The organism is Actinomadura xylanilytica, from assembly GCF_030283145.1.
Classification (GTDB): Bacteria; Actinomycetota; Actinomycetes; order Streptosporangiales; family Streptosporangiaceae; genus Spirillospora; species Spirillospora xylanilytica.
In genome coordinates, this window is sequence record NZ_JASNWE010000002.1 from 267,242 (window position 1) to 290,757 (window position 23,516).

General features: G+C 68.2%; 21 protein-coding genes. 12 read left to right on the forward strand and 9 right to left on the reverse strand.

Features of this window, described 5'->3' with window-relative positions; genetic code table 11:
* Nucleotides 1–120: 120 nt before the first annotated feature.
* From QP090_RS12350 to QP090_RS12380, 7 genes are all read left to right on the forward strand, one after another.
* A complete protein-coding gene (locus QP090_RS12350; RefSeq protein WP_285938896.1) occupies nucleotides 121–834 on the forward strand; it encodes an SCO family protein in 714 nt (237 codons plus the stop codon).
* Complete coding sequence (locus tag QP090_RS12355) at nucleotides 831–1,289, forward strand: copper chaperone PCu(A)C (protein WP_285938897.1); 459 nt, start codon at nucleotides 831–833, stop codon at nucleotides 1,287–1,289. The genes QP090_RS12350 and QP090_RS12355 overlap by 4 nt, the downstream gene beginning before the upstream one ends.
* Before the next feature lie 78 nt (nucleotides 1,290–1,367).
* A complete protein-coding gene (efeB, locus tag QP090_RS12360) occupies nucleotides 1,368–2,609 on the forward strand; it encodes an iron uptake transporter deferrochelatase/peroxidase subunit (protein ID WP_285938898.1) in 1,242 nt (413 codons plus the stop codon).
* A 510-nt stretch (nucleotides 2,610–3,119) separates the two neighbouring features.
* Nucleotides 3,120–3,323, forward strand: coding sequence for a hypothetical protein (locus QP090_RS12365; protein ID WP_285938899.1), 204 nt, complete (start codon nucleotides 3,120–3,122; stop codon nucleotides 3,321–3,323).
* A gap of 71 nt (nucleotides 3,324–3,394) precedes the next feature.
* Nucleotides 3,395–3,715 (forward strand): hypothetical protein, encoded by a 321-nt coding sequence (locus tag QP090_RS12370; RefSeq protein WP_285938900.1) that lies wholly within the window; start codon nucleotides 3,395–3,397, stop codon nucleotides 3,713–3,715.
* Nucleotides 3,716–3,791: 76 nt separating this feature from the next.
* Nucleotides 3,792–4,502: a hypothetical protein gene (locus QP090_RS12375; protein ID WP_285938901.1), complete on the forward strand. Its 711-nt coding sequence runs from the start codon at nucleotides 3,792–3,794 to the stop codon at nucleotides 4,500–4,502.
* Nucleotides 4,503–4,897: 395 nt separating this feature from the next.
* Nucleotides 4,898–6,940: a sensor histidine kinase gene (locus QP090_RS12380; protein ID WP_285938902.1), complete on the forward strand. Its 2,043-nt coding sequence runs from the start codon at nucleotides 4,898–4,900 to the stop codon at nucleotides 6,938–6,940.
* Nucleotides 6,941–6,966: 26 nt separating this feature from the next.
* On the opposite strand, the gene QP090_RS12385 is transcribed toward QP090_RS12380, so the two are convergent.
* Nucleotides 6,967–7,326, reverse strand: a complete 360-nt coding sequence (locus QP090_RS12385) for a response regulator (RefSeq protein ID WP_285938903.1) — start codon at nucleotides 7,324–7,326, stop codon at nucleotides 6,967–6,969.
* Nucleotides 7,327–7,572: 246 nt separating this feature from the next.
* On the opposite strand from QP090_RS12385, the gene QP090_RS12390 reads away from it, so the two are divergent.
* Nucleotides 7,573–8,268, forward strand: a complete 696-nt coding sequence (locus tag QP090_RS12390; protein WP_285938904.1) for a response regulator transcription factor — start codon at nucleotides 7,573–7,575, stop codon at nucleotides 8,266–8,268.
* Here the strand turns inward: QP090_RS12390 and QP090_RS12395 are convergent.
* Nucleotides 8,240–8,977 carry a hypothetical protein gene (locus QP090_RS12395; protein WP_285938905.1) on the reverse strand — a complete coding sequence of 246 codons (738 nt, stop codon included), beginning with the start codon at nucleotides 8,975–8,977 and terminating at the stop codon, nucleotides 8,240–8,242. The genes QP090_RS12390 and QP090_RS12395 overlap by 29 nt on opposite strands.
* A gap of 1,293 nt (nucleotides 8,978–10,270) precedes the next feature.
* On the opposite strand from QP090_RS12395, the gene QP090_RS12400 reads away from it, so the two are divergent.
* Nucleotides 10,271–11,167, forward strand: a complete 897-nt coding sequence (locus QP090_RS12400) for a sigma-70 family RNA polymerase sigma factor (RefSeq protein ID WP_285938906.1) — start codon at nucleotides 10,271–10,273, stop codon at nucleotides 11,165–11,167.
* Nucleotides 11,168–11,402: 235 nt separating this feature from the next.
* Here QP090_RS12400 and QP090_RS12405 read toward each other — a convergent pair whose 3' ends face one another.
* From QP090_RS12405 to QP090_RS12435, 7 genes are all read right to left on the reverse strand, one after another.
* Nucleotides 11,403–11,756 carry a hypothetical protein gene (locus tag QP090_RS12405; RefSeq protein WP_285938907.1) on the reverse strand — a complete coding sequence of 118 codons (354 nt, stop codon included), beginning with the start codon at nucleotides 11,754–11,756 and terminating at the stop codon, nucleotides 11,403–11,405.
* A gap of 325 nt (nucleotides 11,757–12,081) precedes the next feature.
* Nucleotides 12,082–13,653 (reverse strand): ATP/GTP-binding protein, encoded by a 1,572-nt coding sequence (locus QP090_RS12410; RefSeq protein ID WP_285938908.1) that lies wholly within the window; start codon nucleotides 13,651–13,653, stop codon nucleotides 12,082–12,084.
* Nucleotides 13,650–15,131 carry an SCO6880 family protein gene (locus QP090_RS12415; protein WP_285938909.1) on the reverse strand — a complete coding sequence of 494 codons (1,482 nt, stop codon included), beginning with the start codon at nucleotides 15,129–15,131 and terminating at the stop codon, nucleotides 13,650–13,652. The genes QP090_RS12410 and QP090_RS12415 overlap by 4 nt, the downstream gene beginning before the upstream one ends.
* Before the next feature lie 37 nt (nucleotides 15,132–15,168).
* Nucleotides 15,169–16,551: a hypothetical protein gene (locus QP090_RS12420; protein WP_285938910.1), complete on the reverse strand. Its 1,383-nt coding sequence runs from the start codon at nucleotides 16,549–16,551 to the stop codon at nucleotides 15,169–15,171.
* 67 nt (nucleotides 16,552–16,618) lie between these two features.
* Nucleotides 16,619–17,758, reverse strand: coding sequence for a hypothetical protein (locus tag QP090_RS12425; RefSeq protein WP_285938911.1), 1,140 nt, complete (start codon nucleotides 17,756–17,758; stop codon nucleotides 16,619–16,621).
* Nucleotides 17,758–18,084 carry a hypothetical protein gene (locus tag QP090_RS12430; RefSeq protein WP_285938912.1) on the reverse strand — a complete coding sequence of 109 codons (327 nt, stop codon included), beginning with the start codon at nucleotides 18,082–18,084 and terminating at the stop codon, nucleotides 17,758–17,760. Before QP090_RS12430 ends, QP090_RS12425 begins: the two co-directional genes overlap by 1 nt.
* A gap of 537 nt (nucleotides 18,085–18,621) precedes the next feature.
* Complete coding sequence (locus QP090_RS12435; RefSeq protein ID WP_285938913.1) at nucleotides 18,622–19,254, reverse strand: DUF6668 family protein; 633 nt, start codon at nucleotides 19,252–19,254, stop codon at nucleotides 18,622–18,624.
* 289 nt (nucleotides 19,255–19,543) lie between these two features.
* Here QP090_RS12435 and QP090_RS12440 point away from each other — a divergent pair, with 289 nt between their 5' ends.
* From QP090_RS12440 to QP090_RS12450, 3 genes are all read left to right on the forward strand, one after another.
* Nucleotides 19,544–20,782 carry a lytic transglycosylase domain-containing protein gene (locus QP090_RS12440; protein ID WP_285938914.1) on the forward strand — a complete coding sequence of 413 codons (1,239 nt, stop codon included), beginning with the start codon at nucleotides 19,544–19,546 and terminating at the stop codon, nucleotides 20,780–20,782.
* 52 nt (nucleotides 20,783–20,834) lie between these two features.
* Entirely contained in the window at nucleotides 20,835–21,419 is a 585-nt protein-coding gene (locus QP090_RS12445) for a hypothetical protein (protein ID WP_285938915.1), read from the forward strand.
* A 143-nt stretch (nucleotides 21,420–21,562) separates the two neighbouring features.
* Nucleotides 21,563–23,365 carry a type IV secretory system conjugative DNA transfer family protein gene (locus QP090_RS12450; protein WP_285938916.1) on the forward strand — a complete coding sequence of 601 codons (1,803 nt, stop codon included), beginning with the start codon at nucleotides 21,563–21,565 and terminating at the stop codon, nucleotides 23,363–23,365.
* Nucleotides 23,366–23,516 lie beyond the last annotated feature (151 nt).

A 23,516-nucleotide genomic window follows, 5' to 3' on the forward strand; every position in this document is an offset into this window, starting at 1 on the left:
GACGTCTCGCCGCGGGTCGTCCCTGAGTGACCTCGCCCGGCCGCACCGACGTGTGCCGGCCGGATGCATCCATGCGCCGTCGTGCCTTGCCGCCGCGGCGTCACCTCTTTGGAGGCTTCATTGCGTGCCTTCTCGCGCGCCCCGGTTCGGCCGACCCGCCGACCGGCGCTTTCCACCCGCCGGCTGACCGGCACCGCCGTCCGGCTCGGCGCCGTCGCGGCGCTCTGTCTGACCGCCGCCGCTTGTGCCGGTGGGCAGCCGTCGTCCGGCGAACGCCCCGCCGCCGCCACGAGCCCCTCCTCTTCCGACGGCGCCATCCGGCTCGACCTGCCGCTGCCCAAACCCGCGCTGACGCTCACCGATGACGAGGGCCGCCCCTTCGACTTCGTGGCGCGGACCGCGGGAAGGCCGGTCCTGCTGTACTTCGGCTACACCCACTGCCCGGACGTGTGCCCGACGACGATGGCCGACATCGCCAACGCGGTGAAGACACTGCCGGAGGCCGACGCGGAACGGCTGCGGGTGGTCTTCGTAACGACCGATCCGAAGCGCGACACGTCCGACCGGCTGAACGAGTGGCTCGCCGCATTCGACGCGCGCTTCATCGGCCTGACCGGCGACTTCGACGCCGTTCAGAAGGCGGCGCGCAGCGTCGGCATCGCGGTGGAGAAGCCGGTGGAGGGCGCCGACGGCGACATCACCGCCACCCATGGCGCGCAGGTCCTGGCGTTCTCCCCTGCCGATGGCAAGGCCCACCTCATCTACACCTCGGGCACGCCGTCCCAGCGGTACACCGCGGACCTGCCGAAGATCGTCAAGGGGGAGACGGCATGAGACGGACGATCGCCGCCCTGACGGCGCTCCTGCTCGCCGCCGGGACGTCCGCCTGCGCGTCGGATGACGGGACGTCGGCCGATGATCGGCCGCGCCTCGCGGTGTCGGGCGCCTACGTGCCGGAGCCGCCACTGGCGGACATGGCCGCCGGATACCTCACGGTCGCCAACACCGGAAAGGCCGCCGACGAGCTGGTCTCGGCGACGAGCGACATCGCGACGGACGTGTCGCTGCACACCACGACGTCGGTCGGCGCGATGAAAGAGGTCAAGGGCATGGCCGTCCCCGCGGGCGGCAGGCTCGTGCTCGAGACCGGCGGCGATCACCTGATGCTGATGGGGCTGAAGCGCAAGCCGAAGTCCGGTGAGACGGTCACGTTCGTCCTGCGTTTCGCCACCTCCGCGCCCATCACCGTGCGGGCGCAGGTCGAACCGGCGGGCAATCGAAGGCACTGACCCCGTCCGATCCCGAACACGCCGCGTGCGCCGGGCACCGCGCCCGGCGCACGCGGCGCGTCCCAAAGGAGAACGACGATGAACGAATCGAACGCATGGCGGGGCATCTCCCGCCGGCGGCTGCTCGGCGCGGCGGGCGGAACCGGCGTCGCCGGACTCGCCGCCGGTGGCCTGGCCGGGTTCGCCGGGCAGCGCCTGGCGGGGGACGACGGACCGCCGCTCACCGCCGTCGGCGCCACCGCCGTCCCCTTCCACGGCCGCCACCAGGCGGGGATCACCACCCCGCTCCAGGCGTCCGGATACCTGGTCGCCTTCGACCTGTGCCCGGGAACAGGCCGCGGGGCCGTCGCCGGCCTGATGCGCCGCTGGACGGCCGCGGCCGCGGCGATGACGGCAGGGCAACCGCCCGCGAGGGACGACCACATCGCGCTGGACGCCGGACCGTCCTCCCTCACGGTGACGTTCGGCTTCGGCCGCTCCCTCTTCGCCAGGATCGGACTCGGCGACCGGACGCCCGCCGCGCTGGTGCCCGTCCCGCCTTTCCCCGCGGACGCCCTCGACCCGGCACGGAGCGACGGCGACCTGTGGGTGCAGATCGGTGCCGACGACCCCCTGGTCGCCGCGCACGCGCTGCGCGTCCTGCACCGAGGAGCGTCCGGCACGGCACGGATGCGCTGGCAGATGAGCGGCTTCAACCGGGCCCGGGGCGCCACCGGCCGTCCGATGACGGGCCGCAACCTCATGGGCCAGGTCGACGGCACCGGCAACCCGCGCCCGTCCGACCCCGGTTTCGACACCGCGGTCTTCGTCGCGGGCGGCACGGGCCCGCACGCCTGGATGAACGGCGGGTCCTACGCGGTCGTGCGACGCATCAGGATGCTGCTGGACGTCTGGGAGAAGCTGCCCCTCGACAGGCAGGAACGCGTCATCGGCCGCCGCAAGGCCGACGGCGCACCCCTGTCCGGAGGCACCGAGACGACCCCGGTCGACCTCACCGCCGTCGGGCCGGACGGAGCACTCGCGATCCCCGGCGACGCCCACGTCCGCGCCGCCGCCCCGCAATCGAACAACGGCGCGACGATGCTGCGCCGCAGCTTCTCCTACCACGACGGTCTCCGCCCCGACGGCGCCCCCGACGCCGGCCTGCTGTTCGTCGCCTGGCAGGCGGACCCGACCGCCGGATTCATCCAGGTCCAGCGCAAACTCGACGGCGCCGACGGCCTCACCCGCTTCCTCCGCCACGAGGCCAGCGCGATATTCGCCGTCCCCGGCGGCGCAGCCCCCGGCGAGTACGTCGGCCAGCGCCTGCTGGAGCCTTGAGTGGACGCACCGCGTCTGGTCCTGTCACTTCCGTCCGTTGTGGCGCTGTCCCTGCCGAGAACCTCGTCCGTTCAGGTCAAGCGGCATGCTCGTACTCGTTGAGGGTTCCGCCCAGACATTGCGTTCTTCGGATGAGGTTCCCCCCATAGCACGGCCACCTGGGGTGAGATGGGCAGCGCGTGGGAACACAAGGCCGCGATCGACCGACTACGCGAGCAGGGCCGAGGGCAGGTCGACGAGAACGCCCTGTTTGCGGTGGTGGAGCAGATGCGCCGCCTCACGAGGAAGCCGCCGCCAAGACATGCGGAGCCCGTAAGGTCCGCCGGGATCGGGAACGCCCTCGTCAGACGCCGACCCGCTCGGCCCCGGTCACCGTCCGGTTCCCCCTGCCGAGAGCGGTCCCGAACCGGGGCGATCGTGGCCGAGCCGCTCGAGGTGATCGAACAGTGGTGACGCCGGGCCCGGGCGTGGAGGCGGTGGAGATGGAGCTCGGCGAGACCCAACCTGCTGTTGCTCGGACCGACTACCCGCGTCTACCGGGTCCGCAAGCCGTACAAGGCCGCCAAGAACTCGCGGCTGGTCGAGACGGCCGTGGACGGCGAGGGGACGGTGTATCTCACCACGTACTACGACACGCCCACGGACGAGCCGGCGGCGCCCCTCCGCCCGCGTCGGCGACGTGGTCACGATCCGGGCGGACGGCACCGTAGGTAGACTCGCCCTGCCGGAGCGGACCACCGGGATCCCGAGCAGCCTCGCCTCAATGGACCTTTACACGATGACGAGTGACGGTGCCGGACGGGGTGTACATCTACACCGGCGACAAGCACGCGAGCTATATCGTCCACCTTCACGCGGGTACGGCGGAGGTCGTCGCACGACACCTCGACAGAAACAAAGGCGGATGCCAGGTGCCCTCGCGCCCGGTGGACGCCATGAACCTGTCCTGCGACCTGTCTTGGATCATGGCCGCCTACCGGCCTGGCAGCCTGGTCATGGCGGGAGCCGACTTCATTCTCCAGATCGCCACCAGAGGCCGCTCTCGTTCACGCCAGCGACGCCGGACGGCTCTGCGCCTGCGCTCCACCTGCGGGACCACGAGTTGAGCCTGCGCACCATCGCCGCCCGGCTCGTGGCCGCATGCGCCGGGCTGACCCCGTTCATCCCCGTGAAAGGCGCAGCATGACCGCTCCGAACTCGCGGCAGGAACCACGGTCCGTCAGCCCACGCCCCGAGGGGGCGGGTGACGCCGCCGGGGAGGCTTTCGGGTTCGCTCCCGCGTCCGCGCCCACCCCCGAACGGCCTCGCCGCATCGGACTGTGGGGCGCGCCGACCTGCGGGAAGACCACGTTCCTCGCGGCGCTGCGGATCGCCGCCGAGGAGGGCGAGTACGACGTCCGGCTCATCGGCTGCAACCGCGCGTCCACCGAGTTCCTCGCCGAGAACACCCACAAGCTGAAGATCGAGCGCCGGTTCGTCTCGGCGACCAAGAAGCTGCCGCCGAACCTGGCCTGGCAGCCGCACGGCACGCACATCCAGAAGGTGCCGGGCAAGAGGCTGTGTTGGAAGCGGCGCCGTCCAGTGTCGTACTCGGTGATGCTGGACATGATGGACGCCCCCGGCGGCATGTTCAGCAGCGACCCGGCGGACCGGGCCGCCGCACCAGAGTCGTCCGCATCACCATCACCAGGGTCCGTTGGTGCGGGCGGCCCTGACGGCCTCGCCCGACCGGGTCCACACGGTCCGCCCGGCCACCCCGATTTCAGCGGGCCATTCTCCACCTTTCAGCCGGACACGCCGCCATATTCCGGCAGGACCCCGCACGCCTGCTCCGCCGCCGGGGCGGCCAGGTCGGGGGCTTTACGCGCACCAAGGGGCGCGAGCTCGGCCTGACGACACGGCGCACGGCGTTCCGCCATCCCCGTCCCGGCAAGTGAGCCGGCCCGCAAGCAAGTGAATCCGATTTGTTGCAGCGGCGGACATTGAGCGGACGATCGTCGGTGACGACGTATCAAGAAAGTCTCGTCCGACCTCGCCTCAGCCTCTGCAGAGAAGACGACAAGCAACGTTTCTGGATGCCTCGTGCTCAACTCAGACACCACTCCAACACGCTCCCAGGTGCACACCTTTTCACCCGCATTGATGGATCGGCGAACGAAGGAGCAGAATTTTGTTCGGGAAGAGGCGCGACGACGGGTCGTCTGTGAACCTGATGACCGCCTCCTTTCCGGTGTTGAGGAAATGGAAGCGCCGAACCGGCCGCAGGATGCGTTTTTCCGTATGAGGGCATGATGAGACTCTCCCGACTCACCTCCGGCCGAACCGCGGTCTGGTTCTCCCGGCCGCCCTCGGTGGTCACCTCCCTGGTGGTCTTCATGGCGCCCCTGGGTTACTGCCTCGTCCAGTCCTGGCTCCTGGCGCCGGTGGGCGCCGCGGCCGTCCTGTTCGGCGAGGCCGTGCTGCTGCCCGCGAGGCGGTGGAGAATCGTGCTGGACGCGGCCACGACCCTGCTCACCCTGTTCATCACGGGTCTTGTGACGGTCCAGCCCGCCGGGTTGCCCGGACGGGCACCGAGTGCGACGCAGGTGGTCCTTCTCGTGGTGGCCGCACTGCTGATCGTCGCGATCATGGGCCGGTCCGTGCACGCTCCACTGATCGCGGAAAACCTGGTGGAAGCGGCCTGCGCCGTCGGATTCGCGCTTCTCGTCCTCATGGCCGTCCGGACCGAGGAGGTCGTGTGGGCGTTCCTGGCCCTGATTCCAGCCGCAATATTCTATTCTGAGACCCGTGTCCTGAGGACCCGAGAGACGGCAACCAGTACGGCCGAGCGGCTGCTGCAACTGCCTTACGTCATGCCCCAAGGGCATGCGGAGCCGGCGGACCTAGCCCCATTTGCAGAGGATCTGCGTAAGATCACGAGATCCGGTGTGCTCTGGCTGCACACGTCCCTTCCGGCAGGCGAGATATGGATCAAAGCCTCCGCCGAGGGCATGACCCGATACCGTCAGCGGCCGGAACAGCTGACCTTGTTCGAACAGCAGGCGCCGCACCCACATCCGTGCCTTGTGAACAAGGACGTTCTGCCTGCCGGATGGCGCGTCGGCGTGCATTTCCCGCTGGAAGCCCCGCGGGACCACGTCGCTGGCTACCTGCTGATGGGATGGACGCGGAGCACTGGCCTGTATTTGAGCTTCCGGGTCCTTTCCGGTGTCTTGGACGGAGCGATCAGGGGGGCGGCCCGGGCGCTAGGCGCCTACTGGGCCAACGCCTGGGCGGCCCACGAACTCGAAGCCGAACGGGCACGGCTCAGCGCGGCCATCGATCACTCGGATGTCGCGACCCTCGTGCTCGGCACGTCCGTCGTGGTGTGGAACTCCGCGATGGCCGCACTGACGAACATCCCCGCGGACGAGGCGATCGGCCGTCAGACCAAGGACCTCTTCACCCTGGCCTACGAGGACGGCCGCCCGATCGAACTCGCCCATGGACTGACGGGAACGCCAAGGCTGACCACCCGGGACGGGCGTCTTCTGTGGGTGGAGGTCTCGTGCTCGGCCGCTTCCGGCCCCGAGTCGGGCGAGCTGCTCACGGCCGTGTTCGTGGACAAGTCGGCGAGGCGGCAACTGGACCACATGCGGCACCTGCTACTGGTCTCCGTGCATCATGAGTTGCACGGCCCGCTCACCACGATCCGCGGGCATGCGCAGCTACTCGAGACGGCCGTCACGAACCAGGACGACGCCGAGTCGATCGGCGCGATCCTCGACTCGGTGGAGATGATGCAGCACATCATCGCCGACTTGGTGTTCGTCATCGACGGAGACCCCTCCGCATGGCCTGTCGCGGTGGAGGGGGACATCGAGATGTCGAAACTGCTGCGCCGGACCCTGCAGAGCGTGCCCTCCGTGGCGGCGCGCACGGTGATCAGTGCGCCGTCGCAGGTCGTCGTGCGCGGCGATCCCGTCCGGCTGCGGCAGTGCCTGGTACTCGTCCTCGGTAACGCGGAGAAGTACGCCCCCGAGGGCAAGATCACCGTGGAGGCGCGGGAGGAGTCGGGGCACGGCGTGCTCACGATCTGCGACGAAGGACCGGGCATCCCCGCCGCGGAACTCCGTTCCGCACTCATGCCCTACTACCGGTCGGCCGCCACGCAGGATCTTCCGGGCTCAGGGGTCGGCCTGCACATCGCCAACTTTCTCATGACCTCGATGCGCGGGCGGATCGAACTGGGCACCGCACCGTCGGGCGGGCTCAAGGTCGAACTCTGGCTTCCCCTCGCGTCGACCGGGCATGACCAGGGCGACGAGCCGCGGACCGATTCTTCAGAGTGAGGCGGGCGCCGTCGTGGAGGCGCGCGTCACCCTGATGCCAGTTCGACGAGCACCCGGCGTAGTTCCACGAGTTCGAAGGGCTTGGCGAGGACACGGGTCAGCACACCGTCATCCAGATGCAGTGAGGAGCGAGCGGCCGCGGTCAGGACGAGAACCGGGAGTTCGGCCGTGTGGGCGTGCCGGCGAAGCCGGGCCAGGACTTCGGCGCCGTCCATGTCGGGAAGCATGCGGTCGAGGATCAGCAGGTCCGGCGGGCGGGCCGGGTCCACGAGCAGGCGCCAGCCTTCATGGCCGTTCCCGGCGAGAACCGGTTCGTGACCGTCGCGTTTCAGAATAGTGCGGAGCAACTGCGCGACCCCGGAGTTCTCAATGATGAGCACCCGCACCCGTTGCCTCCGTCCGGACTTCCAAGATGGTCGCGAGTGAGGGTATCAGCGTGGTTACGGAGTGCTCGCACCGAAACGGGGCCACGGATCCACTTATGTCTCCGCACGAAGGCGCCGCGACGGTGCCGGGGGACGAGACTGTACATAAAGCAGCATTCGTTGGCTGTTTCCTCCCTATTCTGCCCCTGACTGCCCCTGACCGCCCCTTCTACCTGGATAGCATGAAGTATGGCGCGGATACTGGTTGTGGACGACGATCCCCGCCTGCTGAAGGTGGTCTCCACCCTCCTGCGTAGGCATCACCACCGGGTCGAGGCGGTCCCCACTGGAGAACTCGCCCGTCAGGCCCTCCGGCGCGGCAACGTCGACATCACACTGCTGGACGTCAACCTGCCGGACGTCAACGGCCTGTCACTGGTCCTCGAGATGCGCCAGGAGGGGAACGACACCCCGGTGATCCTGCTGACGGTGCGCACCGAAGTGCATGACCAGACGCTCGGGCTGCGGCTCGGCGGAGACGACTACATCGCCAAGCCGTTCAACCCGGAGGTGCTGCTCGCCAGGATCGAGGCCGTCCTGCGGCGCTGCTACGGGATGGGCACCGCCCAGCGCGACGACCCGGCGGACGACAACCTGCTGGAGATCCCCCCCATCGTGATCGATTTCGCGGCTCGGCAGGTTCGTAAGGACGGGGAGGTGGTGCGGCTGGCCCCCCTGGAGTACTCCATCCTGGCGTTCCTCGCCGCCAACCGCGGGCGGGCGGTCTCCAAGGAGGAGCTGATGCTGGACGTCTGGGGCACCAGCCGAGGCGTCACCCGGACGCTCGCCGAGCACATCTCCCGGCTGCGCCGCAAGCTCGGCGCCGGCCTGATCGTCACCCAGATCGGGTACGGATACCTCGTCCCGCGGCATGTCAGAGATGACGAAGCCATAAGTCGGTGACGAGGGCGTCGTCGCCCTCCAGCCGGCACCACATCTGGTGACCGCGCAGCTGCATCGCGATGCACCAGCGGGCCAGCCCGAGCTCCTCACCGACGCTCGTGCCCGCCTGGGCCGGCCAGGGCAGCCCGATCCGAGACCGTGCCTCCTCGAGATCGGACCGGGTCATGTCCGCTGAGACGGAGCGCACGCTGTGCACGGTGAACTCGGCCCCGTGCCGCACGGTGACCTGTTGGTCCGCGACCGCTCCGACAAGGGCCAGGTGGGTGCCGACGGCGTCGGCCACGATCCGGTCCGCGGTCTCTTCGGGCGTTTGCGTGTCCTCCAGATCGGCCAGCAGCCGCCCGAGCCCGTCGATGGCGGAGGCGAGCAGCTCCGCGTCCTCGGCGGCCTCCTCCGGTGCGGACACGTCCCGCCCCCCGGCACAGAAGGTGGCGATGGTGAGCTCACCCGCCAGACGGTGGGCAAGCCCGCGGATGAGTCTGTCGTGCCAGTCCTCCCGTGCCGGCTCCTCGCGCGCGACGACAACGGCGCACGTGGCCGACAGCGGTATCGCGGTGCGAGATCCGCTGGTGAACCGCGACCGCCAGGTGAGGGCCTGACCCGCCGCGACGAGGGAGTCCCGGCCGGCGACGAGGCCGTCATCGACGGTCAGATCCTGGACGCCGCGGGGAGGGACCTCCACCCGGGTGTGTACGAGTAGGGGATGCATCAGCCGACAATTCCCCGGCATCCCGTCGGGACGGGCCGATGGGCCGGGATGGCGGGGTGGCCGGCGACAGGCCGGCCCATCGCCGCACGCCGGTCGATGCCTATCAGTGCACGACGGGCCCGAGCCCCACAAAGGAAGGCGGCACGGTCATCTGGATCCTCGGCGACTTCCAACTTCCCCTCCTCGGGCTTCCGGCCCCGGCAGCTCCGTACCTGCCGGTGCGGCGGCAGGAATAGGGACCGTGCTCCCTGAACACTGAGCTGACTCATGTTAATCGTGGCCTGCACGATAGTGGTTAAGGGGCTGGGTGGACAGCGGGCCTTGGGCAAGGTACGCCACTTCCCGAGGGCGGCGCCACGCTCGAGCAGAGGGACGCACCTTGGCGTGATATCGATGGTCTGGACAAACTCGGCAATTGCACCGACTTCGATCCACTACCCGCCGGAGCGTGTACGGAATCCGCTCCTCTGTCGACTCGCTCTGATGACACTTGCCCCGCAGCGCCGACGATACTGCCAGCGGAAAAGCGGAGTCGCGGAGTCGCGGAGTCAGGGACAACACGGTCACCACACATACACGAAGTGCCGACATTCTTGATGTTCGAGATCACCGCGGCCATCCGCCCAGGTCATCGGCCAAGAGAGCAGCCTGTTCGTACACGGACGACACGCACCGCGATGGTGAAATGACATGATGTCGCGGACTTGGCGAAAGCGCCTCAATATTGCGAGAACACGGGGACCGCGCCGCCAATTTAAATGCCAGCCGAAGCGTACGACCGGTTCGGCTCTCACAGGCTGCCGCGAGCTCGGCAAGTTGCACTTTCAACTACACCTGAAGCGACAAGGAGCTGTTCGCTGCGCCGGGGGAATCGTGCTCCGTGACCTGGTTCCGTCGCCGATCGCGAGGAGCGGCCGGACCACGGCGGCCTGACGGCCGTCCGCGAGCACGGCATCACCGTCAGGTCGACACCGACGCTTCTCCTTCGACGACCGCGTGCTTCAGGGCCCCAGCGGGAGCCTTTCCGACACTTCAACGCGGATTCCAGTCGGGATCAACATGGGATCAACAGTGACGCGGCCCATCGCACACCCGTATGACGGCCGCCGGTCGCCGACAACCGTCTCCACCTGGTGGTTCTCTCTCTCAGCCGCCCCGTAGTGCCAGGGTCGCCGGTGCCGTTCCGGCGTGCCCGGCCCTCAACGAGCATGTCAACAACCCTTTTGAGGCCACCTCCTTCTCCGAGATCGTTTCGTCCGATGGCTGCGTAGATCAGGAGATGAGGGAGTGACGATGGAAACCATGCAGCCGGCCAGCGAGGGCTACCGGGCTTCTGACCGGTTCCGGACACGCAACGAGGAGCTGTTCGCCCGCCGGAGGCCACTCCAGTTGAAGATCACCGACCTGCGCGACAGGTCCGGCACCGGCGAAGCCGCCGCGGTCCGGGAAGCCGCGTTGCGCGAAGCCGAGCGCCAACTCGACGACCTCACCTACGAGATAATGACGGCGAACTTCGGTCTGGTGCGCCGTTACGTCGCCGCGTTCACCTCCCGGTCCTCCGAACACAGTGAGGACTACGAGAGCGCCGGCAAGGTGGGGCTGCTGTGGGCGATCTACTCCTATGACCCGGCGCAGGGCCTGTTCGCGAGCTGGGCGTTCAAGCCGATCCAGCGTGAGGTACTGCGGGCCGTCCGGGACGCCGAGCATCCCAATCTCAACCTTGGCGACTTCGAGAAGCGCCCGGCCATCCTCGCCGCGGAGCGATCGCTACTGGAGGAGGCCGACGAGGGCGCCCCGCCTGCCCACGCCGAGATCGCCAGGCGGGCCGGCGTCGCCGAGGCGCAGGTCCGCCGCGTCCTGGACGCCCCCCGGTTGGACAGCCTCCATGCCTCGGTCAGCGGCAAGGGCGACGAGATGATCTCCCTTGAGGAGCGGCTGGTCGATCCGGCCCAGAACCTGGAGGAAAAGGTAGAGTTGCGGTCGCAGCTCCGCGCCCTCGTCAACCAGGGGTTGCCCAGTCTCGATGCCCGCGAACTCCACGTGCTCACCCGCCGGTTCGGCCTGAACGGCGAGCCGGGGCAGTCGCTCCGCGTCATCGGCGAGCAACTCGGCCTCTCCCGCGAGGGCGTGCGGCAGATCCAGCAAAAGGCCCTGGCCAAGCTGGTCGAACCGGTAGCGGGTGCGATCTGAACACCTCTTCAATTCGAGAGCGTGTCTGACGTGGGTGGTCTGGCCGGTACGGGCACCTGCTCCCTCAACTGACGCCATTGGCAGCCAAGGGAGCAGGGAGATCCTTACAAGAGACTGCTGGCGGCAGCCTCAATGACTACTGTCCGGGGCTTGGGCCCGCACGCATCCCTCCGGGCTGAATGATCCAAGTTCCGGCCCGGCTCCTTCTCAACGAAAGGCTCTGGTCCGTACCAGCTCACGGGCTCACCTCCGGCTCCGGGTCCAGTACGCGAGCGATCACTGCGGCGGCACCGCGCACATCGTCCACCTGACCGATCTTCGCGCCCCACTCCCACCAGAAGCAGGGCACATTGCCGGACAGAGGATCCGGGTAGCACTTCACCCGCTCGCTGAACAGTCCGGTCTTCGGGTTGACCACCCGAACCCATGCGCCTTCCGTCGTGCGTTCCATTCGGGCCCGCAATAGCTGTCGAGAGTTCAACTCCGCTGCCAACCGCTCCAGGAACCCATAGGGGTCCTCCTTCGGCCCGTCGAGTTCCTTCCCCGATCGGCCGCCGGTGACCAGGCTCATTTCGGTGGATACCTCCATGTCATGAAGTCGGCCGAAGATTCAACGCCGCAATTCGATCTCGATGCGCTGGACAGAGACGGGTATCCAAACACGCTTTCTCGATCGCGGCGGCCAAGGTCCCGGAAGGCGACTCCCGTTGCCGGTCTCGGTTCATCGCCTTCCCTTTCCCAGGTTGACTCCTCGTATCAGCTACCGTCCGGGCATCGCGGCCGGCCGCAACATTCACTTTCGATCACGCGGGGAGGGATCACCGTCGGGACCGGTGTCGGTCCGCGGCCGTCACCGTCGGGGCCCGTTCGGGACTCAGGGCGGGCCATGGCGGACGGCATCACGACCAGGCTGGTCACCAGCTTCCGGCGGGGCGCCTCGTGGTCGAGTTGGTCCAGCGCTTGTTGGTGTCGTTGACGTTCCTCTCGACGGTGGTCAGCTCCACCTTGAACGGAATGCCGGGACGGCCGCCGACCTTGACCAGGAACCTGCCGCGTCCCGGAGGTTCGCTGTCCTCCTTCAGGTCGGGATTCCAGGAGGACGGCGTCGACCAGTCGATGATCATGCGCTCCTCGATGGACGACAGGCGCACCACTTCGTTCACCATGGGCATCTCGGCCCGCGGCAACCCGCCGCAGATCACCATGCCCGCGCGTTCGGCGAAGCCCTTGGCCTTGAGCCGGTCGGCCTCGTCCGTCAGCGACAGCAGGTCGGCCATGGTGTGCGTGATCATCACCTGGCCGATGCCGCGCTGCCGGTTGAGGCGGGTGAGCGCGTCGACCCGGTCCACCAGGCCGCGCCCGGACCGTAGCACCCGCCACAACTCGTCCAGGACGACGAAGAAGTGCCGCTGGGGTTCCAAGCCCTCGTCGGCCAGCGCGTGCGCGACCTCGATCGAGCCGAATCCGTCCGACCAGCACGCCAGCAGGACAGCGGCCTGGAGTTCGGCGTCGGAGTCGTCGATCCCGCTGATGTCGATGCAGACACCTCCCGGGTTGCCCAACTCGATCCCGGTGGTGGTGTGACCCGCGAACGTCTCGCCCATCGGCCCGTCCAGTACCCCGAGCAGCGAGGCGTGCAAGGGGTCGACGGCCGCCCGGTACCGCGCCTCGTCGCCGCGCGCCAGGGTCACGGCGCGGAGCCGTTCCGGCCCCTCGGCGATCACCTTGATGAGATCGGGCAGGATGGGCACGCCGGGGTGACGCTCGTCCAGCACCCGCAGGGCCGCGTTGAGGACGGTGCGCTCGGTGTCCACGATGGGTCCCCCGCGCAGAAGCGTGAGCAGCGCGGCGACCATGTTCAGCCGACGGCCGTGGGCATCGGCGATCAACTTCCGCCGCGCCTCCTCCGGGAGTCTGGCCGCCGCGGCGGACGTCGAACCGGGGTCGAGCACGTTCAACGTGCCCAACCCGCGGCCGAGCTTGATGATCTGCCCGCCCATGGCCCGGACCAGATCGACGTAGTCGGGCTTGAGATCGCCGAGCACCATGGGGAACACCCCTTGCCCGACCAGTCCCACCACCATCCGGCGGATCAGGGTCGACTTGCCCAGCCCCGGCTTGCCCAGCACCAGGGCGGACGGATTGTGGATCAGGTTGGCGCGCTGGAACCACGAGATCGGATCACAGCACAGCGCGGCGCCGGTGGTCAGCTCCCGGCCGAGTGGCACACCGACCATCGGAGTTCCCGACCCGGCTCCGAACGGCCACAGCCCGCACACCTGGACCGTGGTCCCGCGCCACTCCGGAGGCGCCTCGACGTGGGAGGCCCGGCCCCCGCCCCGGCGGCTGAATCCCCTGGATCCAGGTTTGAGCTCGGGCTTGCCGGTCTTCTTCTTGTCCTTGCCCTTCTTGCCCTTCCGGCCGTCCTCTGCGGCGGGCGGCTCTCCGGCCGTGCCGCCGAGGATCGATCCCAGAGAGTCGTTCACAGTGATTCCCTCACCAGCGAAGGGACCTGAATATGGCTGGGAAGGACGATGCCCAGTGGCAGGCCCGCCGCGAACGCCGACGCCTGCGCACCGTACATCCGCCGCAACCGCAGACGCGCGGGAGCCGAGAGCGTGTCGACGGCCGCCGCCGCGATCGGCAGGTCCGCCGCCGAAGGGACGGTGGCGGTGACGAGAATGGTGAACCGGGTCACCCCCGCCCCTCTGGCCTCTTCGAGGGCCGACTGGTCGCTCTTGATGACGTCGATCTCGTTCCGGGCGGCGCTGGCGCTACCGTCGAGACGGAAGCGCGAGTCCCTGCGGTCCCGTTCCACGATCCGGCTGGCGGAGGCCGGATCATGCGGCCGGTAGAGGAAGGTGACGCGCTTGCGCGCGATGTCGTGATGCGGCGCCACCAGCCCGCTCATCACGTTGGACAGCACCTCGCCGCGAGGCGCCTCCGACATGCCCCAGGTGATCGAATGGCCACTGTCGTGGACGTAGTGATCCCATGATTCCTGCGACGCGACCGGCCCGACGTCCTCCCAACGCATCTTCGTGTCCCCGGCGGCCTCCATGCTCGACTGCGCGTCCGGGTCGTAGGCGATCCGCACGGCGCGGGCGAGTTGATCCGCGGTCATCGGACGAGCGGATCCGGCGCCGGTCATCGCGAGCCCGGAGATCAACCCGGGGATGCGCATCCCGATCTCCCGGACCATGGCCTCCTGGTCTCGGCGCCTGCCCCCGATCTGCGGCAGGGCCGCGTAGGTGACCGCGATACGGGTGGCGACCCGGGCGCTGCCCACCGGGTAGTTCCAGACGATCTCCTCCAGGGCCGCCCGGGCCAACTCCGGAGCATGGGGATCGATGTTGCCGTGGATCTCCTCCCGGAGGCGTGTTCCGCTGTCAGGGGCGGTCTCGATGGTCACGCCCGCAGCGACCAGGCCCGGCTCGTAGCTCAGCGACGCCAGCCACTGCCCCCAGTGGGAGACCCACGTGTCGACCTGGCTCTGGTCGACCAGCGCCGCCCCCTCGGCGTTGCACTCGAACACCACGGTGTAGTGCTTCGCGGCCGGGACGATGATCAGGGCGAACGGGCGCCCGTAGGAGTCGTGGCCCTCCACCAGCCGGGACTGGGCGAGCAGCCCCGGAAGCCGGCACGAGCCGTGCGGGATGACGCTCAGCGGTCCCGAACGGTAGAGATGCCAACCCTGGGAACGGCCCGACCACCAGTTGAACCGGGCCGTGAGCGACTGGAGCGCGGTCCGCCCGTGCTGGTCCTGGATGACCAGCGGCAGCATGACCACCGCCAGGACGACGACGGCGACCAGGCTGGCCTTCACCGACGCCATCGCGACCAGGGTGATGATGATCAGCCCCACCATGAGGATCAGGGTGCCGGCCAGGCCCAGCCGGCCGATCCCCGGAGAGACCGGCTTGCGCCAGTTCCCATACGTCGGTTCGCGATAGTCGGATGCCACGCCAGATCAGCTCATTCCTTGGCTACGAAGTGCCGGACTACCTGGTGCCACTCGGGCCTCCGATACCGGAGAAATCGGGGGGAGGGGGATTGTAAGGAGGAATGTACGGCGCAGGCGGGGGGGTGTAGGGAGCAACCCGCGACGACCCCGTATCTCCGGCAGGGGGTGGATCGCCACCAGGATCACTGGAGGTAGGAGAGGCGCCGGACGGACCACCCGAGGAACCGCCCGAGCTTCCAGCACTGCGCGAACCGCCACGACCACCCGGGTTCGAACCTGCGTTGGGGGCCTGAGGAGCGGTCGGCGCAGAAGTCGATCCACCGCCGCCCGAGCCCCCGGTCGGCCCAGTAGGCGTTCCGCCTCCGCCTCCGCCGCCGCCTCCGCCGCCGCCGCCGCCGCCTCCTCCGCCTCCGCCGCCGCCTCCGCCGCCGCCGCCGCCTCCGCCGCCGTTGTTTCCGCCGCCGCTGTTTCCGTCGTCGCTTCCACTCGGACCGTTGTTTGAGTTAGGAGTCGATCCACCGCCGCCGGGCACGAACGAGCGGAGCCGCTTCCTCATGGCCTGAGAGGTGCCGCCGTACGCGAAATGACCGACCTGGCGGACGCCGAAGGAACTGTAGCCCTCCGTGGCCGCAGGCATCACGGTGCGCAGGACCGCGGGCAGGGCGAATACCGAGCCGGCGACGAGGGCCAGACCGAAAAGACGGTCGGCCTCATACTTGGACGTCATCAGGCCCAGGGCTGAGGCGTAAATCGTCGCAATGACCGGTTTGACGATGATCAACGAGATCACCATGCCGATGCAACTTCTGTAAGCAGCATCTCCGTACTTGGTGAACCTCGATGCCGCCACCGCTGGGAGGATCCCCACCAGAACTATCAGGGCTCCGCTCCGGAAGAGCATCAAGACAAACTGGATGCACGATGAGATCGCCGCACCGAGGGCGAAGAAGGCGAGGATGAACGACTGGCCATTCTTATCACCGCCGAGCAGTTGGAACCCGCTGTTCCAGTTGTCCTTCCAGGCATCGCCCTTCGGCTTCATGTGGTTGATGATCAATTGGGAGTACTGATCTCCGGCGATATTCGCCAGATTGACCAGAGTAGCCAGGGTGAGCATGATCACCGCCAGCTCAAAGAACTGCTGGAGCGCTTCCCTGAAGGGTGCACCCTTGCGCTGGATGGCGATACGGAAGGCCGCAACGAGAAGCCCGGCGAACGCAAACGCAGCAATCAGCCAGTTAGTGTACAGACGGAGATCATAAAGGACACCGCCCGGCCCTTTTTCCCCGGTCAGTTGCACATTGTAAGCGCTACCACCACCGCTGATCCACCAGGTCAGGAACAGATCGAAGGATCCCAGTGCCCATTCCCCCAGCTTCTCGACGAGCCAGGACCATGTATCATTGAGGGCTTCTTTCACCAGGCAGCACCCGGGCGGCACACAAGGATCGCGGAATTGCTTGGTTCAGGCACGTGGACTCCCAATCTCAGAACGGGTCGACCAGGAGAGAGACAAAGGCGATCGCCACCCCGGAGGCTGCGCTGACGGATGCGATCATCACCCAGCCCAGTTCGGTGAAATTCGCGCCGGCCTCGCCTCTCTTGTGCTTGATCGTCATTCTGCCGCCCACCACGACGAAGCCCGCCACACATCCGCCCAGGACGGTCCAGACCAACCAGCGCAGCATTATCGCCACCGGTCGGGTGGCCTTGCCGATGTCAGCCGGGTGGCCACGCGGGAGCGCCAGGTCGGGCCTGGCGTTGATGTCGGGGGGCCTTCCGACGGCAGGCCGGAGTTTCGTTTCCTTCATGAGCTTAGTGGCGTCTTTTTCGCACTGCGGCGGGAACATCCCGCTGATGTGCTGCCATTGGTGGCAGTACTCGTACACTCCCCCGACACAGGTGATCTTCTCCTTGTCGGACATACCGTCTTTCCAGCAGTCGCCGGTCTTTCGCTCTACCACGGGCCATTCTTTGCTATCGCTGGTGTTGCAGTACGCGTCCAGATCCTTGTCGCTGCGGGACAGACATACCTGGAACTTGTACAGCGGCTTCCCCTTCTTGGGCACCTTGTAATTGGGGATAGCAGCCTCGCGACAATGGCCTCCAGAATCGGCGACGCTCAAGAGCTTATTCATTTTTTTCGTACGCAGAATGCGCAGCGTCAGTGGACTTCCGTCGAGGAATACCCTTCCGCGCACGAGATGATCGTCCTCTTCTTTGTCACAGATTTGTATGCGACCGCTTGCGCGATCCCACTTGAGGTAGCCACCAGGATCTGCGTCGATGGTCCTGATCCACTCCGCCGCGCCCCAGTGGGGCTCTGGCAGCGCCACGAGAGCGACGGTCGCCACCTGGCCCGGCGCCTGGGCGGCCGGAAGGGCGCCGATCGAGAGCTGTACCGGGTCGGTGAGAGTCCCACCTGCCGACTGGGATCGTTCCGACGGGTCTGAGATACCCGGGACCTGGCCGAGCGCCTCCGGGGCGGAAGCAGGCAGCAGGCCGAAGATGACCAATGCGGCGCCCAGCGCAAGGAGTGCGACGAGCCAGGGGGATTCTCGCCGAAGCGGCGGCACTCGACGCCGGCGGCGCTTTCCGCTTTCCGCGGGGGCGCGCCGCGGTCTCATCAGCCCGACCCGATGACGGCCGAGACGAAGAAGTACCCACTCACGGCGGTGATGCAGCCGAATCCGACGAGGACCATGCTCTGCACGTGATTCCCCCCTTCGCCCTTCTGGTGCTTGATCGTCATTCTGGCGCCGATGATGACGAACCCTCCCACCCCGCAGAAGAGCGCACCCCATACCCCCCACTTGAGCAAAATCAAGAACGAATTGGCGAACGGTGGTGCTTCGCCCTGACCGGGGTTCGGGATGCCGGGGGCCGCTCTCGAAGCGAGGTATGCCACTTGGTAAACCAGGTTGACCATCCGCGTGGTCATCACATCAAGCATGTGCGTCCTCCGGGTTGATGCGATCGAGATCCTGACCGGACGTGCTGAGGAGAGCGGCGACCTGGCCTGTCCCGAGGGTCACCGAGGCGCGGCGGCCAGTGTCATGGTGCACGCGATGAGAGGCACTCATGCTCGTCCGGCGGGGTCGGGCGCCGGCCGGTACCGTCCGGCGTTCCCGCCGTGGACGATGTGGAGGGCCGAAAAGGCGCCGACTTCCCGTTGGCATGGCAAGAATCGGAGCGCAGTGCCAATGTGATCGGGCTACGTCCGCCACGTGCATGATTGATGACCCCCTCTCAGAAGGGGTCGCGCCGGTCAGAACCGATCCGACGAGACGAACACCTCCCGAGCACAGTTCCGCTCTATGTTCAGGACGGTCCGCGAGCCGGCGCGATCGGCAACCACCGGCAGGCACAAAAATCCGGTGCGAAAATCTGGCGCCGGGCGGGCTGGTCACGGGGCGGCCACCGCTGGGAGCGCGGGGACGGCGAAGTGCCTGCTGAGAGCCTCAACGCGGCGGTGGCGGAGCCCCCTCCCTCACCCTGCGATCATGCCGTCCACGTCGCGGATCAGACGGGAGTAGGCAGGAGGAGGCTTCGCCCTGTCCGGAGGATCACCGAGGCGGAAGGCCTCCACCCACGGGAGCTCCCATAGCCGGGGGACCCCGCCGGCGATCAGACGCACGAGGTCGGACAGCGGTTTCGGACGTTTCCCGGGAGCGTCGGCGATCACCACCAGGCCGAGCAGCTGCACGCTCGGGAGCACGCCCGCGGCCCACTGGCCCACGGCGGCCTGGGCGGCCTGCAACCCGGCCGCGTGGCTACGCGCGACCAGCAGTACCCGGGACCGTCCGGGCGGTAGGGGCGCCGGCCAGTAGCGTCCCGCGCTCGCGCTGTTGGCGACGAAAGCCGCCAGCGTGGACGTGCCGGCCCCACCATGGCAGGAGGAGAGCCAGAGGTCGGGGCCTTGGCCGCTGTAGGTGGCCAACCCGAGCGTGCTCTGCGGCGAGGGGCCCCGATCCGCGGGTATGACCGCCTGCGCGACGAAACCTCCGCTGGGCGCCTCCTCCTGCCGGTATGCCTGCGGTGTCGTGCCCGCCATGGTCGGCGGAGCCTCGTGGCCGGTCCCCTCGTACCCCCGGGCGCCGCTCGGTGGTGGCGGCATCCCCATGGCCCCCTCCAAAAGAGTCACAAGCGGCTTGCGCGTTCGAATTCGACCGTCCGTGGATCGTCGCCATCTTCAACCTCGCGACACGCTCGGATCCGCTGGATCCCGCCCGGCGTGATGGCCCGCTCACCCTCCGGCTCGGTCTGGGGCCGGTCGGGGCCGCCGTCTGGGGCGCCGCCGCCGGAGGCACCTTGCGTATCCGTCCGATGACCACACTGTCTTGATCGCAGGGTCGGTGGGTCGGCGGGAGGTGGCACATGCCCGGAGAACGGGCCGACGGCGGGGGATCCCCATGAAGAACATGCTGAAGAAACTCATCCTGAGAAAGCTCGTCCTGGCATCTCTTACAGTCTGGTCAGGCTGCTTTGGCGTGTTGCTCATGATGGTGATGTTCGTCGCCGTTGCGGCCGTGGCGATCCAGATCATCCATTCATCCTCCGACCTGACCCAATGCGGATCGGCGAACGCCTCCGGCCCGGAGCAGATGAGCGACGCGCCGAAGTCGAGCCCCATGATGACGGGCCCGAGCGTTCTACCCGCCGCCTACACCGTGGGCCTGGTTTCGGGACCGCTCGGCGCCAAGACCGCGCAGAACGTCGCCTTGGAATCCGGCAATGCCGCGAACAGCATCCCCACGAACTATGTCGCTTACTACAAGGCCGCAGGAGCGAAGTACGGCATCCCCTGGTCCGTGCTCGCCGGAGTCGGGAAGCTCGAGACCGACCACGGCCGTTCCAAGCTGCCGGGAGTCACCTCGGGGGAGAACTACGCCGGCGCGGGCGGCCCGATGCAGTTCATACCGGGCACCTGGAAAGCCTACGCAGTCGACGGCCCGGAATACGACCCCAAACTCCCCGGCGACCACATGGGAAAGCCCGACGGGAAGAAGAGCCGCTACGACCCGGCGGACGCCATTCCCGCTGCCGCCAAGTATCTGCGGGCGCTCGGCGCGGCCGCAAATGCCAAAAGAGCACTCTGGACGTACAATGGTTCCGCCGACAGCTCCTGGGGCTACGCGGACAACGTGCTGTCGTGGGCCAAAAAGTACGACCAGGGGTTGTCGCTCGGCCCCGTGAACGCCCCCGCATCCTCCTGCGCCGCCGGATTCGGCGACAGCGGCGGCTCGGCGCCCGGATCAGTCTGCCCCAGCGGCACGGACCTGGACGCGGAACACATGACCAGGCGGATGACCTGCGTCCGCGACCAGATCAAAGCCCAGTTCAGGATCCCTCGCGGGATCGGCTGCTACCGGCCTGACGGCGGCATCGCCGGCGGCGGCGAACACCCCCGCGGCCGCGCCTGCGACTTCATGATCAGCTCAGGGTCGCCCGAACCCGACGAAGTCAAACGCGGCTACAACATCGCCAACTGGGCCAAGGGCAACGCCAAACGCCTCGGCATCGACTACATCATCTACCGCCAGCACATCTGGAACCCCACCCGGGCCAGCGAGGGATGGCGGCCGATGGAAGACCGCGGCGGGCTGACGGCCAACCACTTCGACCACGTCCACATCTCCGTGCTGCCCTGACCGCCCGACCGACCCGCAGCACGACCTCGCGCACCGACTTCAGGAGGATCCCATGGCCGCCCCCGGCCGCCCGCCGCGCGTCGCCTTCCTCGCCGTACTCGGCTGCGCCGTCACCGCCTGCGGGGCGCCCCGAGCCGCACCGGAGGCCCACTCCGCCCCCACTACCGCGACCTCCTCGCCTGCACCCGCGACCGCGTCCCCGGCGGTGCCCGGCGGTCTGCCCGACCTCACCCGGCTCGACCAGCACGACGCCACCGCGGTGTCCGAGACGGCGCTCACCCTGATGTGGACCGTCGACTCCACCACCGACCACGGCCAGCTCGACGCCTACCGGCGAGCGATCCCCCTGCTGGACAGTGTCTACGCGGCGGCCATCACCGGCCAGGCCGGCGGCGGCGTTCCCGGGCGATGGAGCGGCCACCGTGCCTACGCCAGGGTTCGCCTCACCCGGCAGAGTCCCCAAGGCGACGTCGCCGCCGACACTCCCACGCTGGCGCACCGGCAATGGAAGATCGCCGTCACGCCCACCGGCCGGGACGGGTGGAAGGACACCCCCGTCCACGCGACCGCGTTCGTCACTCTCAAGCGCGCGGAGCCGAGCGCCCCGTGGCGCGTGTCGGCGGTGGGGACCACCTGAACCGGCACTTCAACGAGAGACCACCGAACGGGCCCGGCCGTGCGACCCCGTGACCGGGGAGCGGCCGGTCCGCGCCCGGCGGAAACGGCATTCGCCGCAGCCCGAGAACAGACACGTTTGGACCCAACGATTTAGGAGGCTCTGTGGCCGGTAATGACGACGACGACGTGTACATACTCTTCCTCGGCATCGCTCTGTCGGTAGCGCTGCTGGGCGGAGTGGGCAGTTTCCTGACCTGGCTGGCGGGTCAGGTGTCCGGCGTCATCGCAGGCGGTGGATGGCCGGATTCCAGCCCCACGGACTGCTTTGACATCGCCTTCAAGCTCGTCCGTCATCCCAGCGATCCGCAGGGGGCGTGGCCGCCCGCCGCCGCGGCGGCCCTGGGGTCCGGGGCCGTCTTCTTCACCCTGCTCGCCGTGTTCCTCACGGTGGCGGCGGTGGGGACCATCTTCCTGGTGCGAGTGTTCCTGAATGTGCGGCGCCACCGGCCGGTCCGGCGCCTCCGCCTCGGATACGCCTCCGGGTGGGAGGTCCGCAGGCTGCTGAGCGCCCGGGCCGTCCAGAACAAGGCAGGGCAGGTCCGTCCGTCCACGCACGGCCAGCCCGCCCGCACGGTGAAGCCGGAGGATGTCGGCTTCTACCTCGGCAGGGACATCCGGTCCCGGCGGAAGCTGTACGCATCCCTGGAGCACACGGCGGTCATCGTCGCGCCACCGCGGCAGGGAAAGGACGTCCACTTCGTCACGCCGTTCACCATCGACGCGCCGGGCCCCTGCATCGTCACCTCCTCCCGGCGGGAGACGTTCATCAACACCGCCATGATGCGGGCGCAGTACGGCGAGGTGTACGTGTTCGACCCGTACAACTGGACCGGATGGCCGAACCGGATGCGCTGGTCACCGCTCCAGGGATGCGAGGACCCGAACGTGTGCGCGGTCAGGTCCGGGACGCTCGTGCAGTCGAGCGGTTTCGACATCGCGCGGGAAGGGAGCAGCACGCTCAGCGGTGTCGTCACCCTCATCCGCTGCCTGCTGCACGCCGGTGCGATCGGCAAACTCAACTTCCGTGAGGTGATGCGCTGGGTCTACGAGGCCAGCGGGGAGCAGGCTCTCGAGATCCTGCGCCAGGGCGAGCGCGAGGGCCGGGTCGCGGCAGGATACCCGGGGCAACTGGAGTTCAACATGCGGAACGAGCGCCTGTGGTCCGGGGTGATCCAGGCCATGCACTGCTTCTCGCACCCCAACGTCTTGGAGGACTGCTGCCCGGAGCCCGGAGAGGAGTTCGACTTCGTCAACTTCCTCAAGGGCCGGAACACCCTGTACTTCGTCGCCAAGAGGCAGAGCGACTGGGGCGGCATCTACCCCATCGTCACCACGATCCTCGAACAGTACTTCCGATCGGCGCGCGGTACGGCGATGAAGAGCCCGACGGGTCGTCTCGACCCACCGCTGACCTTCGAGCTCAACCAGGTGGCCGACGTCTTCGTTTCGGGCGGCCTGCCCACCTACATGGGCGAGTCCGGCGGCTACTCCATCGCCGTGCACCTCTACCTGACGTCGCTGGCGGAGGCCCGCGCCAAGTTCGGAGCGGACGGCACCGCGGCCCTGCTGGACAACGCCGCCATCAAGATCATCTCAGGGGGCGCCGGTACGGCCAAGGACCTCTCCGACCTCTCCGATCTCGTGGGCAAGCACGATGGAAAGCAGATCCTGACCCCCGACGAGCTGCGGACCATGCCCTTCGGCCGCGCGGTCGTCGTCGCCGACACCGCCCGTCCCGTCGAGATGTGGCTGACCCCCTGGTGGAAGCGCAAGGACCGGGACGCCATCGCCAGCGGCAAGGCGGCGGTCGAAGCGATGATCAGCCAGATGAACGCCCCGTCGGCGCCCGCGGCCACCGTGCCGGTCGACGAGGACGAGGACGAGGATTCATCGATCGTGTGGTGAGGAGGACGTCCGGGGGTTGCGGTGAAGGCCGGTGGCCGGACGGTCCATCTGTGGGCCGTACGTGCAGTGGCCGATCCAGGCGGCCGGTGCCGCACCCGGAGCGCCGGCCGGGCCAGAGAACCTTGCCGCCGGGCCGATCACATGGCCGGCG